Genomic DNA, 19,846 nt, shown 5'->3' with positions numbered 1-19,846 from the left:
GTCTGATTTCCGTTCGTCCTGAGCCTGTCGAAGGATGCCCCCGAGGGGGCCGCTGCGCCTGCGGTCCGGCAAAGCCAGTTCCGCGGCCCCGGCTGGTAAAGACCTAACTCCCAGGGCGTCTGAAACGATTACGCTAAATCTGGTCCAGCCTTGAGCTTTCGGGCGCCAGGCCCGCGACCTGAACCAGCTGTTCCAGCAAAGCCTGCGGTTCGGTGCCCACATGGATCAGCTCCATCTGCCAGTCACTCATAAAGCCGCTTTTGACTGAGGTGTTCAGAAAAGCCAATAGCTCGTTGTAATACCCGTTGAGATTCAGCAGCCCCACCGGCTTGGCGTGGTAGCCCAGCTGACGCCAGGTCCAGACCTCAAAAAATTCTTCCAGGGTGCCAATGCCGCCCGGCAGGGACAAAAAGGCATCGGCATGCTCCGCCATGATGCGTTTGCGCTCATGCATGGTGTCCACAATATGCAGCTCCGTGCAGCCGGTGTGGGCCCATTCCTTTTCAACCAGGGCCTTCGGTATCACGCCCACAACCCGGCCCCCGGCTGCCAGCGTAGCGTCAGCTACGATGCCCATAAGCCCGTTGCGGCCACCCCCATAAACGAGCCGGCCGCCATGTTTGCCAATCCAGTCGCCCACCTGGCGCGCCACCTCCGCAAATTCGGGGCTCTCGCCAGTGCGCGAGCCACAATAAACACACAGGGAAAAAGCAGGCGTCACGCGATAAACCTTTGATAGATAGCCATGGCCCAGGTGGCGGCGCATAAAAAGAGGCTGAGCAATACGGCGGCGCTGCCCATGTCTTTGGCGCGTTTGGACAAGTCGTGCCACTCGGGGCCTATGCGATCGATAGCCGTTTCGATACCCGTGTTGAGCAGCTCAACAATGAGGATCAGGATCACAGTGCCGGCCAGCAATGCTGTTTCCACCCAGCTACGGCCCAACCATACCGAAGCGGGCAGCAGCACGATGGAGGCAATCGCCTCCTGCCGGAAAGCCGTCTCGTGCCAGCCTGCACGCAAACCCGCGACCGAGTAGCCCAGCGCGTGCCAGACGCGGTTCAGGCCTTTACGGTCTTTCTGGGGATTCACCGGGTCGGCTGGCGCGTCGGGGCCGGTGGGAAGTTTGTAGCCGGTCATCGGCGGGGAAGTGGCTTGTTCAGACATGAGCTGATTGTGGCGCAGCACTGTTTCAGTTTGATGTGACCATTCGGCGACAACCAGGGGCTTCAGACGGGAGGCGTTTTGCCCCGACCCATTGGTGGGCTGGTGACCAGGCGGGTACCCGCCAGCGCGTCGTGCCAGAACTGCCGCTGAGGGTGAAAACGCGCCAAAATTGCCCAAATTGCTACCCAACCAATAACCAGTACAGCGGCCTCCCGGCCGGGCAATCCGAACAGCCAACTGATGGCCAGCGGCGGCAGAAACCACAACCAGCTCAAGACATAACGCAGCAATGCGCGCCTTTGTGTGATGGGCGCCCCTTGCGTGTTCACCACGCGGATCTTCCACGTTTTCATGGCCAGGGTCTGGCCCCTGGCCCAAAACCAGACGAAATAGATCCCAAAAATGACGAAAAGGAAGGCCTGCAAGGCATTGCGGTTGTCCAGCGCGTGCCGGGTTTGGCTCAACGAACTGAACAGATAGCCTGCGAGAAAAACCACGCCAAACATCAGCAGGCCTTCGTACATCCAGCAGGCCATACGTCTACGTAAAGAGGGAACAGGCGCGGTCAACGCAGGATTTGCTATCAAGTTTATTGCTGTCGGTTTAGGTCGCGTAAGGGCAGAAGCGAAAGTTGCTAAGGAAGCGCAGTCAGAGAGGCCGGCTCCCCAGCCTTTTATTGGGCCCGGATCGGCGCGGCTGCGGGAGCTACAGCTGGCGCAGCCGACTGCGGAGCCTGCTGAGCAGCGCCGGGCTGCGAAACCGCAATTTTAGGCGCTGGCTTTGGCTTTTGTTTGTCCGGGTTGGAGGGCACGGTCGCCAGCTTTTGAGGCGCTACCGGTTTGGGTACAAGGGCAGCGCCCACAGGCTTGGGTGGCGCCTTGGCTGCAAGTTTTTTCTTTTCTTCTTCACTCAGCGATTGATAGGCCTGCCACTTGGCCTGCTTTTCTTCGGCGCTGAGTTCTTTGGAAAGCTCTTTGGTTGTCGCAAAATTCAGCCGTGCCTGAGCGCGCTGCTGTGGGCTGAGTGCGACCCACTCCTTCATGCGCCCCTGCATTTTGGCTTGCTCTTCTGCTGCGAGGGTGGGGTAGCTTTTAGCGACCTGGACCCATTTGCGCCTGTGTCCCTGGCTCAAGGAAGGCCATGTTGGCGCCAAAGGTTGCAGGATGTCCCGTTGGGCAGGGGTCAACTCTGCCCAATCGAGGCTTGCTGTCAACTGCGCAACGATGGTTTTGGACGGCGCTGACGCCACGCCTGCTGGGGCAGGGATCTGGGCTTGGGCAGACTTGGCTGGCCCAAGGAGTAAAGCCAGAGAGATTACCGCAGGGCAACTGAACAATGACGCGCCCCGTGAGGGCTTCCAGAAGCTTGTCGAACGCGGGATGGCAGGGGTGGTGACGGTCATCGCCTGAATTTTCGGTAGCGGGCGAGCCCGGTTTAGGGCGTGGCTTTGAGAAACTGCACAAACCCGGGATCGGAATAGGCGTCAGGAGGCAACTCGTCAGTCAGCAATGCAGAGTCCACTTCGGCCAGTTCAAGGGCGAAGTTGTCAGACTGGAAGGAATTGATGGTCAGGAGTCCGACAACCAGTGCAATAAGCGGAAGGACCGAGCCAATGCGGCCCCAAAGTCCAAAACCGTCATCCGAACCCCAGGCCAATGAAGAGCCAAAGCTCGACGGGGCGGAAGCCGCAGATACCTGGGTTTTGGGAATCTTGCGCATGGCAACCGCTTGAGCGCGCGCCGCGCGCAGACGTTCAGAAATGTCGTAAGGAAGCGCTGCGGTACCGGTAGAGAGGTAAGAAGCTGTTTTGAAGCCGTAACGATCTTGCAGGATTTCGGCGTGTTTTTGCGGTGAGTGACTCATAGTTTTAATCCCTTGGCGGCCAACGCTTTACTGAGAGCATGGACAGCTCTTGAACAATGCGTTTTCACGCTACCTTCAGAGCAACCCATGGCAGCAGCTGTTTCAGCCACATCCATCTCCTCCCAGTAACGCATCAGAAAGGCTTCCCGTTGACGCCCGGGAAGCTCCTGAATCTCCAGCTCTATCTCGTGCAAGATTTGCGCCCTATCAGTCGCATCCTGAGCGCTCTCCGTACCTTCTGAGTTGGTTGAGCTCTCTAAAGTTTCAAGTAAATCGAAATCTCCGTCATCTCCCGCGGATTCGAAGTCGCTCATGTTGGAAAACAGGGCGTTGCGGGTCTTGCGGCGGCGAAACCAGTCCAGCGTGGTGTTGGACAAAATGCGCTGAAACAGCATGGGCAATTCGGCCGCCGGCTTGTCGCCGTAGTGCTGGGCCAGCTTCATCATGCTGTCTTGCACGATGTCGAGTGCCGCCTCATCGTCCCGAACGTGATAAACGCTGCGCTTGAACGCGCGCTTTTCAACGTTTTTCAGGAAGTCGGAAAGTTCTTGTTCAGTTGCCAACGGTAGGGGTCCCGGATTGTCCCGGCGCTGTCATTGTTTTGATTCCTGCTGGTCCCCTGGTGGGTCCGAGCTACAAAATTATCGCATCAAGGCCACTCAACCCGGACTTTTTTGCAGTGCAGGCTGCTTGTGTGGTCGCTAATGTCATAATGCGAGTTGCAATTCAAACAGCAAACGGGTCATCGCTCGGCGGGATATGTTTCCGCTTATGGTTCTGGCCTCAAGTCTCGACGCCGCTCCACAAGAGTGGGTGAAGAGGCACCCAAGGTATTTCGTTAGAGAAATTCACAAAGGTTCATCATGGAAATCACAAAAGCCGAAATCGCTTCGGCAGCGGCAGCAGCGTCTGCCAATTCAAATCCTAAAGAGCTTCGCGGCGCAGAAATCCTGATCAAGGCACTGCAGGCCGAGAACGTCAAACACGTCTGGGGTTATCCGGGCGGTGCGGTTCTGCACATTTACGACGCTTTCTACAAGCAGGAAACGATTCAGCACGTTTTGGTACGCCACGAGCAGGCAGCCGTCCACGCCGCTGACGGCTATGCCCGTGCTACTGGTGAAGTTGGTGTTGCGCTGGTGACCTCAGGTCCGGGCGTCACAAACGCTATTACCGGCATTGCCACGGCTTATATGGACAGCATCCCGATGGTGATCATCACCGGGCAGGTCCCGACCCATGCCATTGGACTTGACGCGTTTCAGGAATGCGACACCGTCGGCATTACCCGTCCCATCGTCAAGCACAACTTCCTGGTGAAGGATGTCCGGCAGATGGCCGATGTCCTGAAGAAAGCCTTTCACATTGCCCGCAGTGGCCGTCCCGGCCCCGTTGTGGTGGACATCCCCAAGGACGTGTCGTTCAACAAGACGCTTTATACGGGCTACCCGCAGAGCGTTGAAATGCGTTCTTACAACCCGGTGCGCAAGGGACACGGCGGGCAGATCCGCAAGGCTCTGCAACTGCTGTTGGCGGCTAAACGACCTTACATCTACACCGGTGGCGGCGTCCTGTTGAGCAATGCCTCGCAAGAGCTGCGCACGCTGGTGGACATGCTGGGCTACCCCTGCACCAACACCCTGATGGGCTTGGGCGCCTACCCGGCAAGCGACAAAAAATTCCTCGGCATGCTGGGCATGCACGGCACGATTGAAGCCAATAACGCCATGCAGAACTGCGACGTTTTGCTGGCCGTCGGCGCGCGCTTTGATGACCGCGTGATTGGCAACCCGAAGCACTTTGCGCAAAATGAACGCAAGATCATCCACATTGATATCGACCCGTCGAGCATCTCGAAACGTGTGCGGGTCGACATTCCGATCGTTGGTGATGTCAAGGATGTGCTGACCGAACTGATTGCCATGATCAAGGAGTCCGGTTTGAAGCCCGATGCTGGTGCCTTGGGCGGCTGGTGGGAAACCATCGAAGGCTGGCGCAAGCGCGATTGCCTCAAGTACAGCATGGGCGCCAGCGATGTAATCAAGCCCCAGTACGTGGTCGAAACGCTGTGGAACATGACCAAGGATGCTGATACCTACATCACCTCCGATGTCGGTCAGCACCAGATGTGGGCCGCGCAGTATTACCGGTTTGAAGAGCCGCGCCGCTGGATCAACTCCGGCGGTCTGGGCACCATGGGCGTGGGCATCCCCTACGCCATGGGTATCAAACTTGCCAAGCCGGATAGCGAGGTCTTTTGCATCACCGGGGAAGGCTCCGTCCAGATGTGTATTCAGGAATTGTCCACCTGCCTGCAGTACAACACCCCGATCAAGATTGTTTCGCTGAACAACCGCTACCTTGGCATGGTGCGGCAGTGGCAGGAGATTGATTACGAAGGCCGCTATAGCAGCAGCTACATGGACGCATTGCCCAATTTTGTGAAGTTGGCCGAGGCTTATGGACACGTCGGCATACTGATTGAAAAACCGCAGGATGTTGAACCCGCGTTGCGCGAAGCGCGCAAGCTCAAGGACCGCACCGTCTTCATGGATTTCCGTACCGACCCGACCGAAAACGTGTTCCCGATGGTCAAGGCCGGCAAGGGCATCACGGAAATGTTGCTCGGGTCCGAGGACCTTTAAGCCACGAATTCATTCATCCCCGTCTTCTGACGAATCTATTGTTTGCCAAGCCTGCGCATTACCGTGTGCAGGGGAGGGCAGCGAAAAGAGGAATCTTCTTATGAAACACATCATTGCAGTTTTGCTGGAAAACGAGCCGGGCGCTCTTTCCCGCGTCGTTGGCCTGTTCTCGGCACGCGGTTACAACATCGAGAGCCTGACTGTTGCGCCGACCGAAGACCCGAGCCTGTCGCGCATGACGATCCAGACCACCGGTTCGGACGACGTCATTGAGCAAATTACCAAACATCTGAACCGGCTCATTGAAGTCGTCAAGGTCGTGGACCTGACCGAAGGGGCGTACACCGAGCGCGAGTTGATGATGGTCAAAGTCCGTGCCGTCGGCAAAGAGCGCGAAGAGATGAAGCGCATGGCTGATATATTCCGCGGTCGGATCATTGACGTGACCGAGAAAAGCTACACCATCGAACTGACCGGTGACCAGTCCAAAAACGACGCGTTTCTGGAAGCTATTGATCGCACGGCAATTCTGGAAACAGTACGAACCGGCTCCAGCGGCATAGGCCGAGGCGAGAGGATTCTCAGAGTCTGATTTTTAACAATCCGTGCGCGCGTTTTCGACAGGCGGGGCGCGAACGGATTTGGAGTGGCGACTAGCGTTTAACCGTTCGCCCTGAGCCTGTCGAAGGGCATTTTCGCCAGTACCGCAACGATTTTTTACGGAGAGAGAAATGAAAGTTTATTACGACAAAGACTGCGACCTGAGTTTGATTAAGGGCAAGACTGTGGCCATCATCGGTTACGGGAGCCAGGGCCATGCCCACGCACAAAATCTGAACGACAGCGGCGTCAAAGTTGTTGTTGGCCTGCGCAAAGGCGGCGCCTCCTGGTCCAAGGTCGAAAAGGCTGGCCTCAAAGTTGCTGAAGTTGCAGATGCGGTCAAAGCGGCTGACGTCGTGATGATTCTGTTGCCCGACGAGCAGATCGGTCCCGTCTACGCGGCCGATGTAGCGCCAAATATCAAGCAGGGCGCATCCCTGGTGTTTGCCCATGGTTTCAACGTGCACTACGGTGCGGTGATCCCGCGCGCTGACCTGGACGTCTGGATGGTCGCGCCAAAGGCTCCTGGCCATACCGTACGCAACACCTACACCCAGGGCGGCGGCGTGCCCCACCTGGTGGCCGTGCATCAGGACAAAAGCGGGAAAGCCCGCGATCTGGCCCTGAGCTATGCCATGGCCAACGGTGGTGGCAAGGCCGGCATCATTGAAACCAACTTCCGCGAAGAAACCGAGACCGATCTGTTCGGCGAGCAAGCCGTTTTGTGCGGCGGCACGGTTGAACTGATCAAGGCAGGCTTTGAGACGCTGGTGGAAGCCGGTTACGCACCCGAGATGGCCTATTTCGAATGCCTGCACGAACTCAAACTGATTGTTGACCTGATTTATGAAGGCGGTATCGCCAACATGAATTACTCGATCTCCAACAACGCAGAATACGGCGAATACGTCACGGGCCCGAACATCGTGACCTCGGCCACAAAGGAAGCCATGCGCAAGTGCCTGAAAGACATTCAGACTGGCGAATACGCGAAGAGCTTCCTGCTGGAAAACCGTGCTGGTGCGCCAACCCTGTTGAGCCGCCGCCGATTGAATGCAGAGCACCAGATCGAAGTGGTGGGTGAGAAACTCCGCGCCATGATGCCCTGGATTGCAAAAAACAAGCTGGTTGATCAGACCCGCAACTGATGAATTGGCGGGGCTTTACAGGGCCCCGCTGGTTCAACTTTCAAGCCGCGCAAAACACTTGCGCGGCTTTTTCGTTTTGATGGCTTACGTTTGGTATCCTCCTGTCATGAATCAATCTGCTTCCATGAGCAACGTCAATTGCGCCAACAATCTCGCGACGGGGAGTCAGTTTTATGAATGACGCTGGCGACTCTGATCTTGAGCTAGATGAGCCGCCACCGCGCAAGCGGCGCAAGGGCATCTACATCTTGCCCAACCTGTTTACGCTCGCGGGTTTGTTCGGTGGTTTTTATGCCATCGTGATGGCCATGAATGGCCGGTTTGACCAGGCTGCAATTGGTGTGTTTTCGGCAATGGTGCTGGACAGCCTGGATGGGCGCATTGCACGCATGACCAACACCCAGAGCGCCTTTGGTGAGCAGATGGACTCTTTGGCCGACATGGTCTCATTTGGCGCGGCGCCGGCATTGATCGCGTATGTGTGGGCTTTGACTGGTTTGGGCCGCTGGGGCTGGATTGCTGCCTTCGTGTACTGCGCCTGCGCCGCGCTAAGGCTCGCCCGCTTCAACGTCAATACTGCGGTGGTCGACAAGCGGTTCTTTCAAGGCTTGCCATCGCCCGCTGCAGCGGCGCTGGTGGCCGGGTTCATCTGGCTGATGGATGAAGCGGGCTTCCAGGGTGAAGAAGTGCGCTGGTACATGTTTGCCCTGACGCTGTATGCGGGTTTGACCATGGTCACCAATGTGCCTTTCTACAGTTTCAAGGACCTCAGCATCAAGCGCAGCGTCCCTTTCGCCGCCATTGTGTTGATTGCTCTGGGCATTGCAGTCATCAACATTGACCCTCCGACGGTCATGTTCGCGCTCTTTGTTGGCTATGGTTTGTCGGGGTACGTGCTGTATGTGTGGCGTAAGGCCAAAGGCCTGCAAACGAGCGTGATTTCGACGTCGACCGACGAGCCGGACGAGCGCGGTTTGCACAAGTGAACACGGCAGCCTCTCTTGAACTTTGGCTGAGATCGTCGGGACCACGGAGCGGAAAATTCTGTGATACATTGCCACCCATGAAGCAAATTTCGCTAGCACTACTGCTATCTGCCAACGGGCGGAGACGGTAGCGCACACGCGTACACCCCATTCCACGGCCCGTTTGCACCAGCAACGGGCCGTTTTTCATTGGGTTGCTGGTTTTTCGAAACTCCACATTGGACGAGAAGCACATGTTGAAAACACCGTCAGGCAGATCCAAATCGTATGCCCCCATTTGCCTTGCTGACTGGCGTTGGCCACATTTGCGACCGCTACCATTGCGCACTGAACAAAATTTCATCTCTACCCATTACGACCAGATCACCAGGAGCCTTCCATGACCGACAAACTGATTATTTTTGACACCACCTTGCGCGACGGCGAGCAGTCTCCGGGTGCTTCGATGACACGTGACGAGAAGCTGCGTATTGCACGCCAGCTGGAGCGCCTGAAAGTTGATGTGATTGAGGCCGGTTTTGCGGCCAGCTCCAACGGCGACTTCGAGGCGGTCCAGGCTATTGCCAGAGCCGTCAAGGACTCGACCGTCTGCTCGCTTTCGCGGGCGAACGACAGGGACATTTCCAAGGCCGCCGAAGCCCTGAAAGACGCGAAGTCCGCGCGCATTCATACTTTTATCGCGACGAGCGCGCTGCACATGGAAAAGAAGCTGCGCATGACTCCCGAGCAGGTGCTGGAGCAGGCCAAACTGTCGGTTCGTTTTGCGCGCAACCTGGTGGCTGATGTCGAATTCAGTCCCGAAGATGGGTATCGGAGTGACGTTGATTTCCTTTGTCGGGTGCTCGAAGCCGTCATCAACGAAGGAGCGACCACCATCAATGTGCCCGACACCGTCGGTTATGCCGTACCCGAGCTTTATGGCAATTTCATCAAGACACTGCGCGAGCGTGTGCCCAACAGCGACAAGGCTATTTGGTCGGTGCATTGCCACAACGACCTGGGCATGGCTGTGGCCAACTCGCTGGCTGGCGTCATGATCGGCGGCGCCCGTCAGGTCGAGTGCACCATCAATGGCTTGGGCGAGCGCGCCGGCAACTGCTCGCTGGAAGAGATTGTCATGGCGGTGAAAACGCGTCGTGATTATTTCAACCTGGATATGAATATCGATCCACTGCACATCGTGGCTGCCAGCCGGATGGTGAGTCAAACCACGGGCTTTGTGGTGCAGCCGAACAAGGCCGTGGTTGGTGCGAATGCGTTTGCCCATGCATCTGGCATTCATCAGGACGGCATGTTAAAGGCCCGCGAAACCTACGAAATCATGCGTGCCGAAGACGTGGGCTGGAGCGCCAGCAAGATGGTGCTGGGCAAGCTCAGCGGACGCAATGCGTTCAAACAGCGCCTGCAGGACTTGGGTGTGCAGATGGAAAGCGAGGCCGACACCAATGCTGCGTTTGCGCGATTCAAGGAGCTGGCAGACGGCAAGAGCGAAATTTTTGACGAGGACATCCTGGCGCTGGTTAGCGATGAAAGCGTGACGCACGAGAAAGAGCAATACGGCTTCGTGTCTTTGTCCCAGCACAGCGAAACTGGCGAAAGGCCGCAGGCGACGATTGTCTTCACTGTCGATGGGAAGGAGTTCAAAGGCGAGTCTGATGGCAATGGACCGGTTGATGCCTCTCTCAAAGCCATCGAAAAACATGTCCAGAGTGGCGCCGAGATGGTGCTTTACTCCGTCAATGCGATCAGCGGGTCCACCGAAAGCCAGGGGGAGGTCACGGTACGTCTGCAAAACAGCGGCCGCGTTGTCAACGGGATGGGGGCGGATCCCGACATCGTGGTTGCATCCGCCAAAGCCTATTTGAGCGCCCTGAGCAAGTTACAAAGTAAATCTGACCGGGTCGCTGCTCAGGGCTGAGTGGCAAATAGCAAATTTATCTGTTTAAATTCAATAACTTATCGAAATTATGGCCTTAAAGGGCATGTAAAACTCCGGTAAACTTACAACTTCAGCAGGGCTATTAGGAAAGTCACGCAAACGATTGATATTGCGTGACTTTTTCTATTTGTATACACTCCACCATCGCGATTTAAATGCACTGGAGTCGAATCAATGTCCATCACGCTGAATTTGATATTCAAACGATCCTTACAAATCGTTGGACTTCTTTCCGTTTCTAGCGCGCTTATTCTTCCAGCTGCTCAAGCTGCCACCTCAAAGCGTCAGGTGGTTAAAAAATCACATGCCGTTAAAGTTGTAGCAAAAAGAGTGGCTGTTCCTGTCCGGAAAACAGCTACTTTTAACCTCAAGTCCAAGCGCCGCGCGGTGGTGTTTGCAGCGGCCCCAGCGCGACCTTCATTCGGAAAAATTGCAGGCCTGCACGGTTCTCAGGACTCGCTCGATCTGAAGTCCAGTGTGGCGTTGGTGATTGACCAGGAAACGCAAGAAGTGTTGTTCAGCAAAAACGATCAGGCGGTGTTGCCGATTGCCTCATTGACCAAGTTGATGACTGGCGTCATCGTGAGCAATGCCCGTTTGCCCATGGATGAAGTCATCACGATTACTCAGGATGATGTGGACACAGAAAAAGGTAGCAGCTCACGCTTGCGAGTCGGCTCGAGTCTGACGCGTGGCGAATTGCTGCACCTTGCATTGATGTCAAGTGAAAACCGTGCGGCTCATGCATTGGGACGCACATACCCCGGGGGCATGACTGCGTTCGTGAACCTGATGAATGCCAAGGCCAGGGCGCTGGGCATGAAGGGCACGCGCTATGTCGAACCTACAGGTTTGTCCAGCCGGAACCAATCCAATGCCCAGGATCTTGCGACCTTGGTCAATGCTGCGCATGCTGACCCGATGATTCGCGAGTTGTCAACATCAACGGGATATCAGGTTGCCGTTGGCGACCGGACCCTGCAATACAACAACACGAATCGACTGGTGAAAAATCCCGAGTGGGAGATTGGCCTGCAGAAAACCGGCTACATCTCTGAAGCCGGACAGTGCCTGGTCATGCAGACCAAGATTGCTGGGCGCAAACTCATCATGGTGTTTCTGGATTCTGCTGGCAAGCTAAGCCGTTTGGGTGACGCCGAGCGGGTGCGTCGCTGGGTGGAATCCCAGCCCGTTGGCGCACCCAAAATCAGCGCGGCCGCCAAGCCCGTCAACGGCTGACACTGACTGCCGATTCCAAATAGTTTTTAGGCCAGGCCTGAACGGCAGAATGCTATCCTAATAATAGCAAACTGGCCCCGTCGCCAAAGGGCCTACCCCATTTTTTACTTGAAGTTTCCCGCCTTGTAGCCCAAAGCAGCCGAAATCTCATGTGCGGTGGCCTCCAGCTTCGGCAGCCAACTTTCGTCCAGCCGGTCAGCTGGGGCCGAAATCGACAAACCCGCTACCAGTTTGCTTTGATCGTCATAAATTCCGGCGGCCATGCAGCGAACACCCAATTCAAGCTCTTCGTTGTCGCGCGCAATACCGTATTGGCGCGCCTTGGAGAGTTCACGTTCCAGCGTGGCCAGCTGGGTAATGCTGTTGCGGGTTTGACCGGGTAAGCCTGTGCGGGTTGCGTAGGTGCGCAAGCGCTGCGGATCATCAAAAGCCAAAAACAGTTTGCCTACCGACGTGAGGTGCAAGGGCGCACGGCCCCCGATGGCACGCACGACCTGCATGCCTGAGCGCTCGCTGTAGGCCCGCTCAACGTAAATAATTTCGTCTCCCTGACGCATGCTCAGGTTGACCGGCTGCTGCGTCAACTTGTGCAGCTCGCGCATGGGTGTCAAAGCGGCATCGCGCACGCTCAGGCGTGCCTTGACGAGATTGCCAAGCTCCAGCAAGCGCATGCCCAGGCGGTAACTGCCAGCGACTGGCCGGTCGACAAAACGTCCGGTTGCCAGGTCATTCAAAATGCGATGCGCCGTGGAAGGGTGCAGGCCGGATTTTTCGCTGATTTCCTTGAGCGAGACCGCCTCCTCACGGCCGGACAGAATTTCCAGCAGGGTAAACATGCGCTCTATGACCTGAACGGTCGGCTTGGTTGGATTGGTGATGTTGTCGGCCATTTGCATCGCGGGTAGATGATGCAAATTTTACCTTGTGAAATTGTTCCTCAGGGATGTTCGCCTTGTCGGCGAGCCTTGAGCTGTCAGCTTGCTGCTGGAGGTGCTGACCCGCACACCCATTGCCCGTCAACCAGAATTTGATTGGGGAGGAACCTGGCCTTGTAATTCATTTTTGGACTCTGCGAAATCCAGTAGCCCAGGTAGACATAGGGCAAACCGAGTTGTTTGGCTTGCTCAATCTGCCACAACACGCTGTAGTTGCCGTAGCTGGCCTGCCGGTCGGGTTCGTAAAACGTGTAGACGGCAGATACGCCGTCTTCCAGCACATCCAGAATGGACACCATCTTCAGCGCGCCCGCCTCCCCATTGGGCAAGGTCTCGCGAAACTCTACCAGCCGGGAATTGACGCGGCTTTGCAGCAGGAACTGCGTGTATTGATCAATGCTGTCGTGATCCATCCCACCGCCTGCATGCCGTCCGTTTTGATAACGCAAGTAGAGTTGGTAGTGCTCGGGCATGTAGCAAAGCTTGAGGACACGTGCCTGCAACCCCGCGTGGCGACTCCAGGCTCGGCGCTGGCTGCGGTCTGGCTGAAAGCTATTGACCGGCACCCGTAAGGGCACACAGGCCTGGCAGCCGTCGCAGTACGGGCGGTAGGTAAACATCCCACTGCGACGAAACCCGTTGGTCACCAGCTCCGAATACGCGGCGTTATGGATGAGGTGGCTGGGTGTGGCGACTTGCGAGCGCGCCTGCCTCTCGGGCAGATAGCTGCAGGGGTACGGTGCAGTCGCATAAAACTGCAAGGTTTGTAGCGGCAGGTCTTTGAGGTGCGTCACGCTGTTGTTCGCTCGGGCCGTCAAAAAATCTGATTCCAGTATAGGGCGTCAAACTTCCATTGAGGAGCTGTTTCGAGCGCGCTGTTGGCTACATGCACAACGAAATCTGCGCGCGGCATTTCCGCCGCGCCAAGAGACGCCAGATGCGGGGTGTTTTGCTGGCAATCAATTATGGAGATATTGTGGGCGCGGCAGAACGCCACAAGTGCTGCCAGTGCCATTTTGGATGCGTCGGTGCGATGGGCAAACATGGACTCTCCAAACACCATACTGCCCAGGTTGACGCAATACAGGCCGCCGACAAGCTCGCTGTTGACCCAGGTTTCAATGCTATGGGCGTGGCCAGCTTTGTGCAGCGCTGTGTAGGCGGTCACCATTTCAGGGACTATCCAGGTTCCGGGTTGACCCTCTCGAGGCGTGGTGGCACAGGCATGAATGACTTCTGCAAATGCTGTGTCAAACCGAATTTCATGCGTTGCCATGCTGATGGCTCGCTTCAGGGCTTTGCGCAAACTCCGGTGGAGTCTGAAGTCTTCCGTGCGAAGCACCATGCGGGGATCAGGGCTCCACCACAGAATGGGCTGCTCCACGCCAAACCACGGGAAAATGCCGCGCGCATAGGCCTGCAGAAGTGCATGCACATCCAGAGCACCGCCCGCTGCTAGCAAGCCCGGCGCAGGGTCGGTGTTGGTCCACGCAGATGCAACCGGGGGAAACGCTTCGTCAGCGGCAAGCCAGGGCAGGGGATGGGAGAGCGTCCGCATGGGAGGAGTTTGACAGGTATGGACCCGCCAGACCGGCCCACCTGCCCAAACACTGGTCGCACCACGGCAAGCGATTCACGCAAGCGGGTCTTCCCGGCAATTTCGCTTCATCAAGCGGGAGCAGTGGCTAAACCCTTCAAAGACGCGAAAAAAACAAGGCTATAATCATAGGCTGTATTCCTCAATAGCTCAGTTGGTAGAGCGCCGGACTGTTAATCCGTAGGTCCCTGGTTCGAGCCCAGGTTGAGGAGCCAACATTTTCAAGGGCCTGCAAGTAATTGCGGGCCCTTTTTCTTTGGCCAGTTGCTTGAAGAGCAACTGGCAACACGTGAGAATAAAGGCATGAACAACGCCGTTTTTGATTTTGAGTATCCCCGTGTTTTGTCGATCGCCGGCTCGGACAGCGGTGGTGGCGCGGGCATCCAGGCTGACCTGAAGACGATTGCTGCTCTGGGCTGTTATGGCATGACCGCCATCACGGCGCTAACGGCGCAGAACACGCAAGGCGTTCGCTCCATTCATGGGGTTCCGGCCGACATGCTGCGCGATCAGATTGATGCTGTGGTGGAGGACATCGGCGTGCACGCCGTCAAGATAGGCATGTTGCATGCGCCCGAGATCGTGCGGACGGTTGCCGCAGCCATTGATCGCCACGGTTTCAGCAATGTTGTACTGGATCCGGTCATGGTGGCGACCAGCGGTGCGGTGTTGATTGACAGCCCTGCGGTCGATGTCCTTGTGCGTGAACTGTTTTCGCGTTCCGCCCTGGTTACCCCCAATCTGGACGAGACGGCGCTGCTGGTAGGCCGCGCGATTCAGAATCCGGACGATATGGAGCGGGCGGCGCGCGAGTTGCTGGCCAAAGGGGCACGTGCCGTGCTGATCAAGGGCGGGCATTTGCCCGGTGAGACGGTCATTGACCTGCTGCTCAAGGCAGAAGGCTTGACCCACTGGATGGAGGCGCCTCGCATTCATAGCGCCAATACACATGGCACGGGTTGCACGCTTTCATCGGCTATCGCAGCTGGCCTGGCATTGAACCAATCGCTTGTCGAGGCCGTTGAAAGCGCCCGATCCTATGTGCGCGGAGCCCTGCAAGCAGGCGCAAGCGTGAAAACCGGCGCCGGCAGCGGCCCGCTGAATCACAGTCATGCCCCACAGCCCATGCGTCTCAATGCACTTTCGGGGCGCGGTCAGCCGGTTTGAAGACCAGTTCTGGGTCGTGTCAGTCGGGCCAGCAGAAAAGTCAATGCCAGCGTCGGCAGTGCTGCACCCCATTCGGGCGCAAGCTTGGCGCACAGGTGGTAGGTGACGATACCCAGAAGCCAGATCACAACCGCGCTCAGGCGGACCTTTTTGGCATCAACCATCGTTGCGATGTTTTCGGTCCCGCTCAGTCTGGCCAGAATCACTCCGTACAGGGGCACGAAAACCGAGCTGAGCATCAGTAAAAACGGCTCAAGGCTGTGCATGGGCAGAACCAGGGCCAGCGCCGTGCAAAGAACTGCCAAAACTATGCCCCAGCGGCGCAGACTCCATGCGGGCCGCAGGCTGTGGCCAGCCACAGAGCCGGAGTACAAGTCTCCATAGGCGTTGTCGACTTCATCGATGAGAATCAGGCCCAAAGCGATCAGTCCGCCCTGTGCGAGCAGCAGCGCGGATACCAGGTCGGTGCTGGGTGTTGTAAGGGCGATCAGTACGCCCAGGCTGTAACACCAGGTGTTGGCGATGGCATAGCCCAGCCAGGTGCCGCGCAAAGCGCTTTTTCCATCGCGCCCATGCCGCGCAAAGTCCGCCACCAGCGGCAGCCAGGACACCGGCATGGCGATGACCAGGTCCAGCGCTGAAAGCGTGCTCATGCCGCCGTTGCCCGGACGGTCCCAGAAAGCGTCCCAGCCTTGTGCATGCGCCCGACCCACAAACTGCCAGGTCAGCCAGACCAACGAGGCGATGACCAGGGGCAATCCAAACCGCCCGATGAACTTTCGGACCAGCTTGACCATGGAGCCCGACAAAAGCGCTATCAGGACGCCGCCCCAGAGGAGGGTGGCCAGCACTGGCCAGTAGGCGTCGATGAACGAGCCGGATTGCCTGGCAATAGCCACGGTGCCGTCACGCATCACAACAAGTTCAAAAGTTGTCCAACCGATCAGTTGCACGATGTTGAGGACCACAGGCAAGCGTGCGAAATGGCTGCCGTAGGTCGCGTGCATCAGGCCTGCGCTGGACAGACCACTGTCGCAGCCGATTTTGGCAGTCCAGGCCAGCAGGCCGGCACCCAACACCGAGCCAACCACGATCACTGTGAAGGCGGCTTGGGTGCCCAGGGCGGGTACGAGATAGGCGCCGATCTGCATGACCAGCAAACCCACGCCCAGGCTAAGCCAAAGCGCGGCGTGGTCGCGCCAGCCGAACAAGCGGTCGGTCTGCGGGAGCGGCGTGAGTGCGGTATTGAGTTGGAGAGCCATTAACTTTTCCTTGTGTCAATGGCAGGTCGGCTTGCGGGGCACGTACAGCTCAAGCTGCCCGAACCCTGAAACATGCTTCCCTGCGCGAGGATTACCTCAATCAGGTTCAAAGGGACTTTCTCAGCCGCCATCTTCATGGCAACACCCCCAGCGAATACGGTCTTGTCAGACCGCCCCGGAATTGTAGCCAGCCGCGCACAAAGGAAAAAGGCCCGGTGAACGGGCCTTGTTATCTGTTGGAGCGCAGCAGGTTAATCGAAAACCGGTGACTCAACACCCAGAACCTTGTGTAGTTTCGAACTGGTCGTTGTGTACTGCAGGTTAATTTGTTTATCCGGGAAGATGAGAGGCGCCGCTCCAAACGCGGCCAGCGCACATTCGTGAAAACCGCTGAGGATCAGCTTTTTCTTGCCCGGATAGGTGTTGATGTCGCCCACAGCAAATATGCCGGGAATGTTGGTCGAGAACTTTTCGGTGTCCACGTTGACTTGCTTGCGCTCAATGTCCAGTCCCCAGTTCGCAATGGGTCCAAGCTTGGGTGACAGGCCGAAGAAAACCAGCAGCGCATCCAGCGGCACCACGCGTGTCACGGCATCAGCGCCGGTAACCTTCACGCCAGTTAGTTTGTCGTCCTTCTCCGCAAATCCTGTGACTTGCCCAACGATGAATTGCATTTCATGCTCGGCGCAGAGCTCATGCATTTTGGCCACGCTGGCTGGCGCGGCAGCGAACCCGTCGCGGCGGTGAATCAGGATGACGCTTTCGGCTTTGTTGGGCCCTTCCTTGGCAAACTCCAAAGCCCAATCAAGCGCAGAGTCGCCGCCGCCCACAATCACCAGGTTTTTGCCCGCAAACTGGCTGGGCGATTTGACGCGGTAAAAGAGTTGCGTGTCGTGAAATTTCTCCAGACCATCAACGCGTAGCAAGCGCGGCTGAAATGCCCCCACGCCAGCGGCGATAAATATGGTTTTGGACAGAAATTTCGTGCCTTTGGAGGTCTCGACATAAAAGCGGCCGTCGTCCTGCTTTTCAACCACGCTGACTTCCTGACCGAAATGAAACGTGGCGTTAAAGGGCTCGATTTGTTTGAGCAGGGAGTCCGTGAGTTCTTTTCCTGTGCACACCGGCACAGCGGGGATGTCGTAAATCGGCTTATCGGGGTACAGCTCAATACACTGGCCACCGGGATAGGCGAGTGAGTCAATCACATGCGCATTGATTTCAAGCAGGCCTAGCTCGAATACTTGAAACAGCCCGACAGGCCCGGCGCCGATGATGACGGCGTCTGTCGGAATCATTGGAACACCCCTGCCGGATGCTCACTTCGTGTCGCACCACCTCCCCTTGCAGGGGACGACGCCTGCGGCCCGGCAAAGCCAGTTCCGCGGCGTCCGCTTGCTGAATACATGATTAGCGGATCAGCTCGGACAATTTGCCGGTCTTGTCTTTCCACTCTTCGGCATCGGGCAAGGCTTCCTTGCGCTTGGTGATGCTTTTCCAGCCTTCTGCGCGGCTCAACTCAACATTGAGCTTGATGAAAGCGAGCTGGTCGGCTGGCACATCTTCTTCGGCAAAGATGGCGTTGACCGGGCACTCCGGAATGCACACAGCGCAGTCAATACATTCGTCCGGGTCGATCACCAGCATGTTGGGACCCTCGCGGAAGCAGTCTACGGGACACACATCAACGCAGTCGGTGTATTTGCAACGGATGCAGGATTCGGAAACGATGTGAGTCATGTTGGTCTAGCGGGGATCGGTGGAAACCCTCGATTTTAAGAGGATTCCGTCAGGAGGGTTAAGTGAGTATGAGAGGTGGGCTGATCAGGATCAAAGAATCAGCGCGGCGCCGGATGTTTTGTTCGATGCCGTGTCCACCAGCACCAGCGAGCCCAACACGCGTGAGCGCTTGTAAGGCAGGGTGGCCAGCGGTGCCTGCAGGCTCAATTCAATGTGCCCAATCGCATTGGGCGGCAGTTCGCTGGCGTCTTCTTCTGCCAGCGTGTTGACATCAAGCTTGTGGACGATGCGTTTGACCTTGGCCTTGACCCAGCGATGGCCATGCAGGGCCCAGTAAACGCGGCCAGCGACCAGCGGCTCGTCGTCCATCCAGGCGATGGTCACAGACAGTTCACGTGTCGGCTCAAAAGTGTCAGTCGCCAGCAGCCAGTCCCCGCGTGAAACATCCACTTCGCGGTCCAGCACAATGCCGGCGCTGTGGCCGGCCAGAATGGAGCGCGGCTCGCGCGTGTGGTCCAGCATCTGCGCCACCACGGCGCTTTGACCGCTGGGCAGTACCGTGATGGTTTGGCCGGGCTGTACGCCCCCTGTGGCAACACGGCCCCAAAAGACACGGCGGCCCTGGGATGTGTCCGACGAGGAGGAGAACTTCTCCACCCACTGCACGGGAAAGGCGAAAGCCTCGGTGCGTTCAGCGGGGGTGGCAGGCAGGTGCTCCAGCAATTGCAGCAGAGACGCGCCTTCGTAGCCACACCAGCCTGGCTTGGCATCCACCACGTTGTGGCCGATCAGCGCGGAGATGGGCACGATGGCCTTGACCGGGATTTTCGCGGCCTTGGCGAAGGCGGTGAGCGCTGCACCAATGTTTTTAAAAGCCAGCGTGGAGTCATCCACGGCGTCAAGCTTGTTGACCGCGAACACGATGGATGGCACGCGCAGCAGATTGACCAGCAGCGAGTGGCGGCGGGTTTGCTGCAACAGCTCCATCGAAGGGTTTTTCCAGTCCAGCTTGGTGGCATCGACCAGCACCACGGCGGCGTCAGCGCTGGACGCTGCGGTCACCATGTTACGTGTGTACTGCTCATGGCCAGGCGCATCGCCGATGATGAATTTGCGGTTTTCGGTGGCGAAGTAGCGGTAGGCCACGTCGATGGTGATGCCTTGCTCGCGCTCGGCCTCCAGGCCGTCGGTCAGAAGGCTCAGATCAATGGGCCGGCCGGCGGCACGGCGCTCCAGGGTGTCGAGCTGGTCGGCCAGGATGGCCTGGCCATCGAACAGCAGGCGGCCGATCAGCGTGCTCTTGCCATCGTCAACGGAACCGGCCGTTAGGAATCGGAGCGCCTTCATCAGAAATACCCTTCCTTCTTGCGCTTTTCCATGGAAGCTTCACTGGTGCGGTCGTCCATGCGTGTGGCGCCGCGCTCGCTCACCGTCACGGTCAGCGTCTCGGCCACGACTTCGCTCGCATTCGCGGCGGGGCTCTCGACCGGGCAGGTGCAGGTCATGTCGCCCACCGTGCGGAAGCGTACGAGGGCCGTCTCAACCGTTTCGCCTTCTT

Annotated in this window: 20 protein-coding genes, 1 tRNA gene, 1 pseudogene and 1 riboswitch; of the genes and pseudogenes, 8 read left to right on the top strand and 14 right to left on the bottom strand. The window is 57.5% G+C overall.

The annotated features are described in order from the left end of the window. Window positions 1-133: 133 nt before the first annotated feature. The 6 genes from VE934_RS12575 to VE934_RS12550 all read right to left on the bottom strand — a co-directional run bounded on the left by VE934_RS12575 (window position 134) and on the right by VE934_RS12550 (window position 3,593). Complete coding sequence (locus tag VE934_RS12575) at window positions 134-766, bottom strand: TIGR00730 family Rossman fold protein (RefSeq protein WP_324887975.1); 633 nt, start codon at window positions 764-766, stop codon at window positions 134-136. After that, window positions 718-1,140, bottom strand: coding sequence for a diacylglycerol kinase (locus VE934_RS12570; protein WP_324888040.1), 423 nt, complete (start codon window positions 1,138-1,140; stop codon window positions 718-720). Before VE934_RS12570 ends, VE934_RS12575 begins: the two co-directional genes overlap by 49 nt. 89 nt (window positions 1,141-1,229) lie before the next feature. Then, window positions 1,230-1,760 carry an RDD family protein gene (locus VE934_RS12565; protein WP_324888038.1) on the bottom strand — a complete coding sequence of 177 codons (531 nt, stop codon included), beginning with the start codon at window positions 1,758-1,760 and terminating at the stop codon, window positions 1,230-1,232. 80 nt (window positions 1,761-1,840) lie between these two features. Then, window positions 1,841-2,569 carry a DUF3106 domain-containing protein gene (locus VE934_RS12560; RefSeq protein WP_324887973.1) on the bottom strand — a complete coding sequence of 243 codons (729 nt, stop codon included), beginning with the start codon at window positions 2,567-2,569 and terminating at the stop codon, window positions 1,841-1,843. A 32-nt stretch (window positions 2,570-2,601) separates the two neighbouring features. Beyond that, window positions 2,602-3,030 (bottom strand): DUF3619 family protein, encoded by a 429-nt coding sequence (locus tag VE934_RS12555; protein WP_324887971.1) that lies wholly within the window; start codon window positions 3,028-3,030, stop codon window positions 2,602-2,604. Continuing rightward, complete coding sequence (locus VE934_RS12550; protein WP_324887969.1) at window positions 3,027-3,593, bottom strand: RNA polymerase sigma factor; 567 nt, start codon at window positions 3,591-3,593, stop codon at window positions 3,027-3,029. The genes VE934_RS12555 and VE934_RS12550 overlap by 4 nt, the downstream gene beginning before the upstream one ends. A 300-nt stretch (window positions 3,594-3,893) precedes the next feature. On the opposite strand from VE934_RS12550, the gene VE934_RS12545 reads away from it, so the two are divergent. From VE934_RS12545 to pbpG, 6 genes are all read left to right on the top strand, one after another. After that, entirely contained in the window at window positions 3,894-5,675 is a 1,782-nt protein-coding gene (locus tag VE934_RS12545; RefSeq protein ID WP_324887967.1) for an acetolactate synthase 3 catalytic subunit, read from the top strand. Between the two features lie 100 nt (window positions 5,676-5,775). Then, entirely contained in the window at window positions 5,776-6,267 is a 492-nt protein-coding gene (ilvN, locus tag VE934_RS12540; protein ID WP_061494990.1) for an acetolactate synthase small subunit, read from the top strand. A 139-nt stretch (window positions 6,268-6,406) separates the two neighbouring features. After that, window positions 6,407-7,423: a ketol-acid reductoisomerase gene (gene ilvC, locus VE934_RS12535; RefSeq protein ID WP_324887964.1), complete on the top strand. Its 1,017-nt coding sequence runs from the start codon at window positions 6,407-6,409 to the stop codon at window positions 7,421-7,423. Window positions 7,424-7,596: 173 nt separating this feature from the next. Further along, entirely contained in the window at window positions 7,597-8,409 is an 813-nt protein-coding gene (gene pssA / locus VE934_RS12530) for a CDP-diacylglycerol--serine O-phosphatidyltransferase (protein ID WP_324887961.1), read from the top strand. Window positions 8,410-8,788: 379 nt separating this feature from the next. After that, window positions 8,789-10,327 carry a 2-isopropylmalate synthase gene (locus tag VE934_RS12525; RefSeq protein WP_324887959.1) on the top strand — a complete coding sequence of 513 codons (1,539 nt, stop codon included), beginning with the start codon at window positions 8,789-8,791 and terminating at the stop codon, window positions 10,325-10,327. A 195-nt stretch (window positions 10,328-10,522) separates the two neighbouring features. Continuing rightward, complete coding sequence (pbpG, locus tag VE934_RS12520; protein WP_324887957.1) at window positions 10,523-11,587, top strand: D-alanyl-D-alanine endopeptidase; 1,065 nt, start codon at window positions 10,523-10,525, stop codon at window positions 11,585-11,587. Between the two features lie 104 nt (window positions 11,588-11,691). On the opposite strand, the gene VE934_RS12515 is transcribed toward pbpG, so the two are convergent. The 3 genes from VE934_RS12515 to aat form a co-directional block, all read right to left on the bottom strand. Beyond that, complete coding sequence (locus VE934_RS12515; protein WP_414693845.1) at window positions 11,692-12,477, bottom strand: IclR family transcriptional regulator; 786 nt, start codon at window positions 12,475-12,477, stop codon at window positions 11,692-11,694. Between the two features lie 83 nt (window positions 12,478-12,560). Beyond that, complete coding sequence (locus VE934_RS12510) at window positions 12,561-13,316, bottom strand: arginyltransferase (RefSeq protein WP_324887955.1); 756 nt, start codon at window positions 13,314-13,316, stop codon at window positions 12,561-12,563. Window positions 13,317-13,336: 20 nt separating this feature from the next. After that, window positions 13,337-14,080 carry a leucyl/phenylalanyl-tRNA--protein transferase gene (gene aat / locus VE934_RS12505; RefSeq protein ID WP_324887953.1) on the bottom strand — a complete coding sequence of 248 codons (744 nt, stop codon included), beginning with the start codon at window positions 14,078-14,080 and terminating at the stop codon, window positions 13,337-13,339. A 178-nt stretch (window positions 14,081-14,258) separates the two neighbouring features. Between aat and VE934_RS12500 the strand changes: the two genes are divergently transcribed. Next, window positions 14,259-14,334: transfer RNA gene (locus VE934_RS12500), tRNA-Asn, on the top strand. An 88-nt stretch (window positions 14,335-14,422) separates the two neighbouring features. Continuing rightward, the gene (thiD, locus tag VE934_RS12495) at window positions 14,423-15,286 is read left to right on the top strand and encodes a bifunctional hydroxymethylpyrimidine kinase/phosphomethylpyrimidine kinase (protein WP_324887951.1); all 864 of its coding nucleotides are present in this window, start codon (window positions 14,423-14,425) and stop codon (window positions 15,284-15,286) included. On the opposite strand, the gene VE934_RS12490 is transcribed toward thiD, so the two are convergent. The 5 genes and pseudogenes from VE934_RS12490 to VE934_RS12470 all read right to left on the bottom strand — a co-directional run. Further along, a complete protein-coding gene (locus VE934_RS12490; protein ID WP_324887949.1) occupies window positions 15,274-16,548 on the bottom strand; it encodes a purine-cytosine permease family protein in 1,275 nt (424 codons plus the stop codon). The two genes, thiD and VE934_RS12490, sit on opposite strands and share 13 nt — an antisense overlap. A 60-nt stretch (window positions 16,549-16,608) precedes the next feature. Continuing rightward, window positions 16,609-16,707, bottom strand: a riboswitch (TPP riboswitch). A 92-nt stretch (window positions 16,708-16,799) separates the two neighbouring features. After that, window positions 16,800-17,846, bottom strand: coding sequence for an NAD(P)/FAD-dependent oxidoreductase (locus tag VE934_RS12485; protein ID WP_324887946.1), 1,047 nt, complete (start codon window positions 17,844-17,846; stop codon window positions 16,800-16,802). Window positions 17,847-17,958: 112 nt separating this feature from the next. Further along, the gene (fdxA, locus tag VE934_RS12480; protein WP_324887944.1) at window positions 17,959-18,288 is read right to left on the bottom strand and encodes a ferredoxin FdxA; all 330 of its coding nucleotides are present in this window, start codon (window positions 18,286-18,288) and stop codon (window positions 17,959-17,961) included. A gap of 90 nt (window positions 18,289-18,378) precedes the next feature. Next, window positions 18,379-19,635: a sulfate adenylyltransferase subunit 1 gene (locus VE934_RS12475; protein ID WP_324887942.1), complete on the bottom strand. Its 1,257-nt coding sequence runs from the start codon at window positions 19,633-19,635 to the stop codon at window positions 18,379-18,381. Beyond that, window positions 19,635-19,846: pseudogene (locus tag VE934_RS12470) on the bottom strand (sulfate adenylyltransferase small subunit); the annotation flags it as partial. The gene VE934_RS12475 and the pseudogene VE934_RS12470, both read right to left, overlap by 1 nt.

This window comes from Polaromonas sp., assembly GCF_035638815.1.
Taxonomy (GTDB): domain Bacteria; phylum Pseudomonadota; class Gammaproteobacteria; order Burkholderiales; family Burkholderiaceae_C; genus Polaromonas.
This window is presented reverse-complemented; position numbering and strand designations above follow the sequence as displayed.

Bases quoted from the DNA above. Each gene is read 5' to 3' on its own strand.
- VE934_RS12575 (WP_324887975.1), bottom strand. From the start codon at position 766: ATGCGCCGCCACCTGGGCCATGGCTATCTATCAAAGGTTTATCGCGTG.
- VE934_RS12570 (WP_324888040.1), bottom strand. From the start codon at position 1,140: ATGACCGGCTACAAACTTCCCACCGGCCCCGACGCGCCAGCCGACCCG.
- VE934_RS12560 (WP_324887973.1), bottom strand. From the start codon at position 2,569: ATGACCGTCACCACCCCTGCCATCCCGCGTTCGACAAGCTTCTGGAAG.
- VE934_RS12555 (WP_324887971.1), bottom strand. From the start codon at position 3,030: ATGAGTCACTCACCGCAAAAACACGCCGAAATCCTGCAAGATCGTTAC.
- VE934_RS12545 (WP_324887967.1), top strand. From the start codon at position 3,894: ATGGAAATCACAAAAGCCGAAATCGCTTCGGCAGCGGCAGCAGCGTCT.
- ilvN (WP_061494990.1), top strand. From the start codon at position 5,776: ATGAAACACATCATTGCAGTTTTGCTGGAAAACGAGCCGGGCGCTCTT.
- ilvC (WP_324887964.1), top strand. From the start codon at position 6,407: ATGAAAGTTTATTACGACAAAGACTGCGACCTGAGTTTGATTAAGGGC.
- pssA (WP_324887961.1), top strand. From the start codon at position 7,597: ATGAATGACGCTGGCGACTCTGATCTTGAGCTAGATGAGCCGCCACCG.
- VE934_RS12525 (WP_324887959.1), top strand. From the start codon at position 8,789: ATGACCGACAAACTGATTATTTTTGACACCACCTTGCGCGACGGCGAG.
- pbpG (WP_324887957.1), top strand. From the start codon at position 10,523: ATGTCCATCACGCTGAATTTGATATTCAAACGATCCTTACAAATCGTT.
- VE934_RS12515 (WP_414693845.1), bottom strand. From the start codon at position 12,477: ATGGCCGACAACATCACCAATCCAACCAAGCCGACCGTTCAGGTCATA.
- aat (WP_324887953.1), bottom strand. From the start codon at position 14,080: ATGCGGACGCTCTCCCATCCCCTGCCCTGGCTTGCCGCTGACGAAGCG.
- thiD (WP_324887951.1), top strand. From the start codon at position 14,423: ATGAACAACGCCGTTTTTGATTTTGAGTATCCCCGTGTTTTGTCGATC.
- VE934_RS12490 (WP_324887949.1), bottom strand. From the start codon at position 16,548: ATGGCTCTCCAACTCAATACCGCACTCACGCCGCTCCCGCAGACCGAC.
- VE934_RS12485 (WP_324887946.1), bottom strand. From the start codon at position 17,846: ATGATTCCGACAGACGCCGTCATCATCGGCGCCGGGCCTGTCGGGCTG.
- fdxA (WP_324887944.1), bottom strand. From the start codon at position 18,288: ATGACTCACATCGTTTCCGAATCCTGCATCCGTTGCAAATACACCGAC.
- VE934_RS12475 (WP_324887942.1), bottom strand. From the start codon at position 19,635: ATGAAGGCGCTCCGATTCCTAACGGCCGGTTCCGTTGACGATGGCAAG.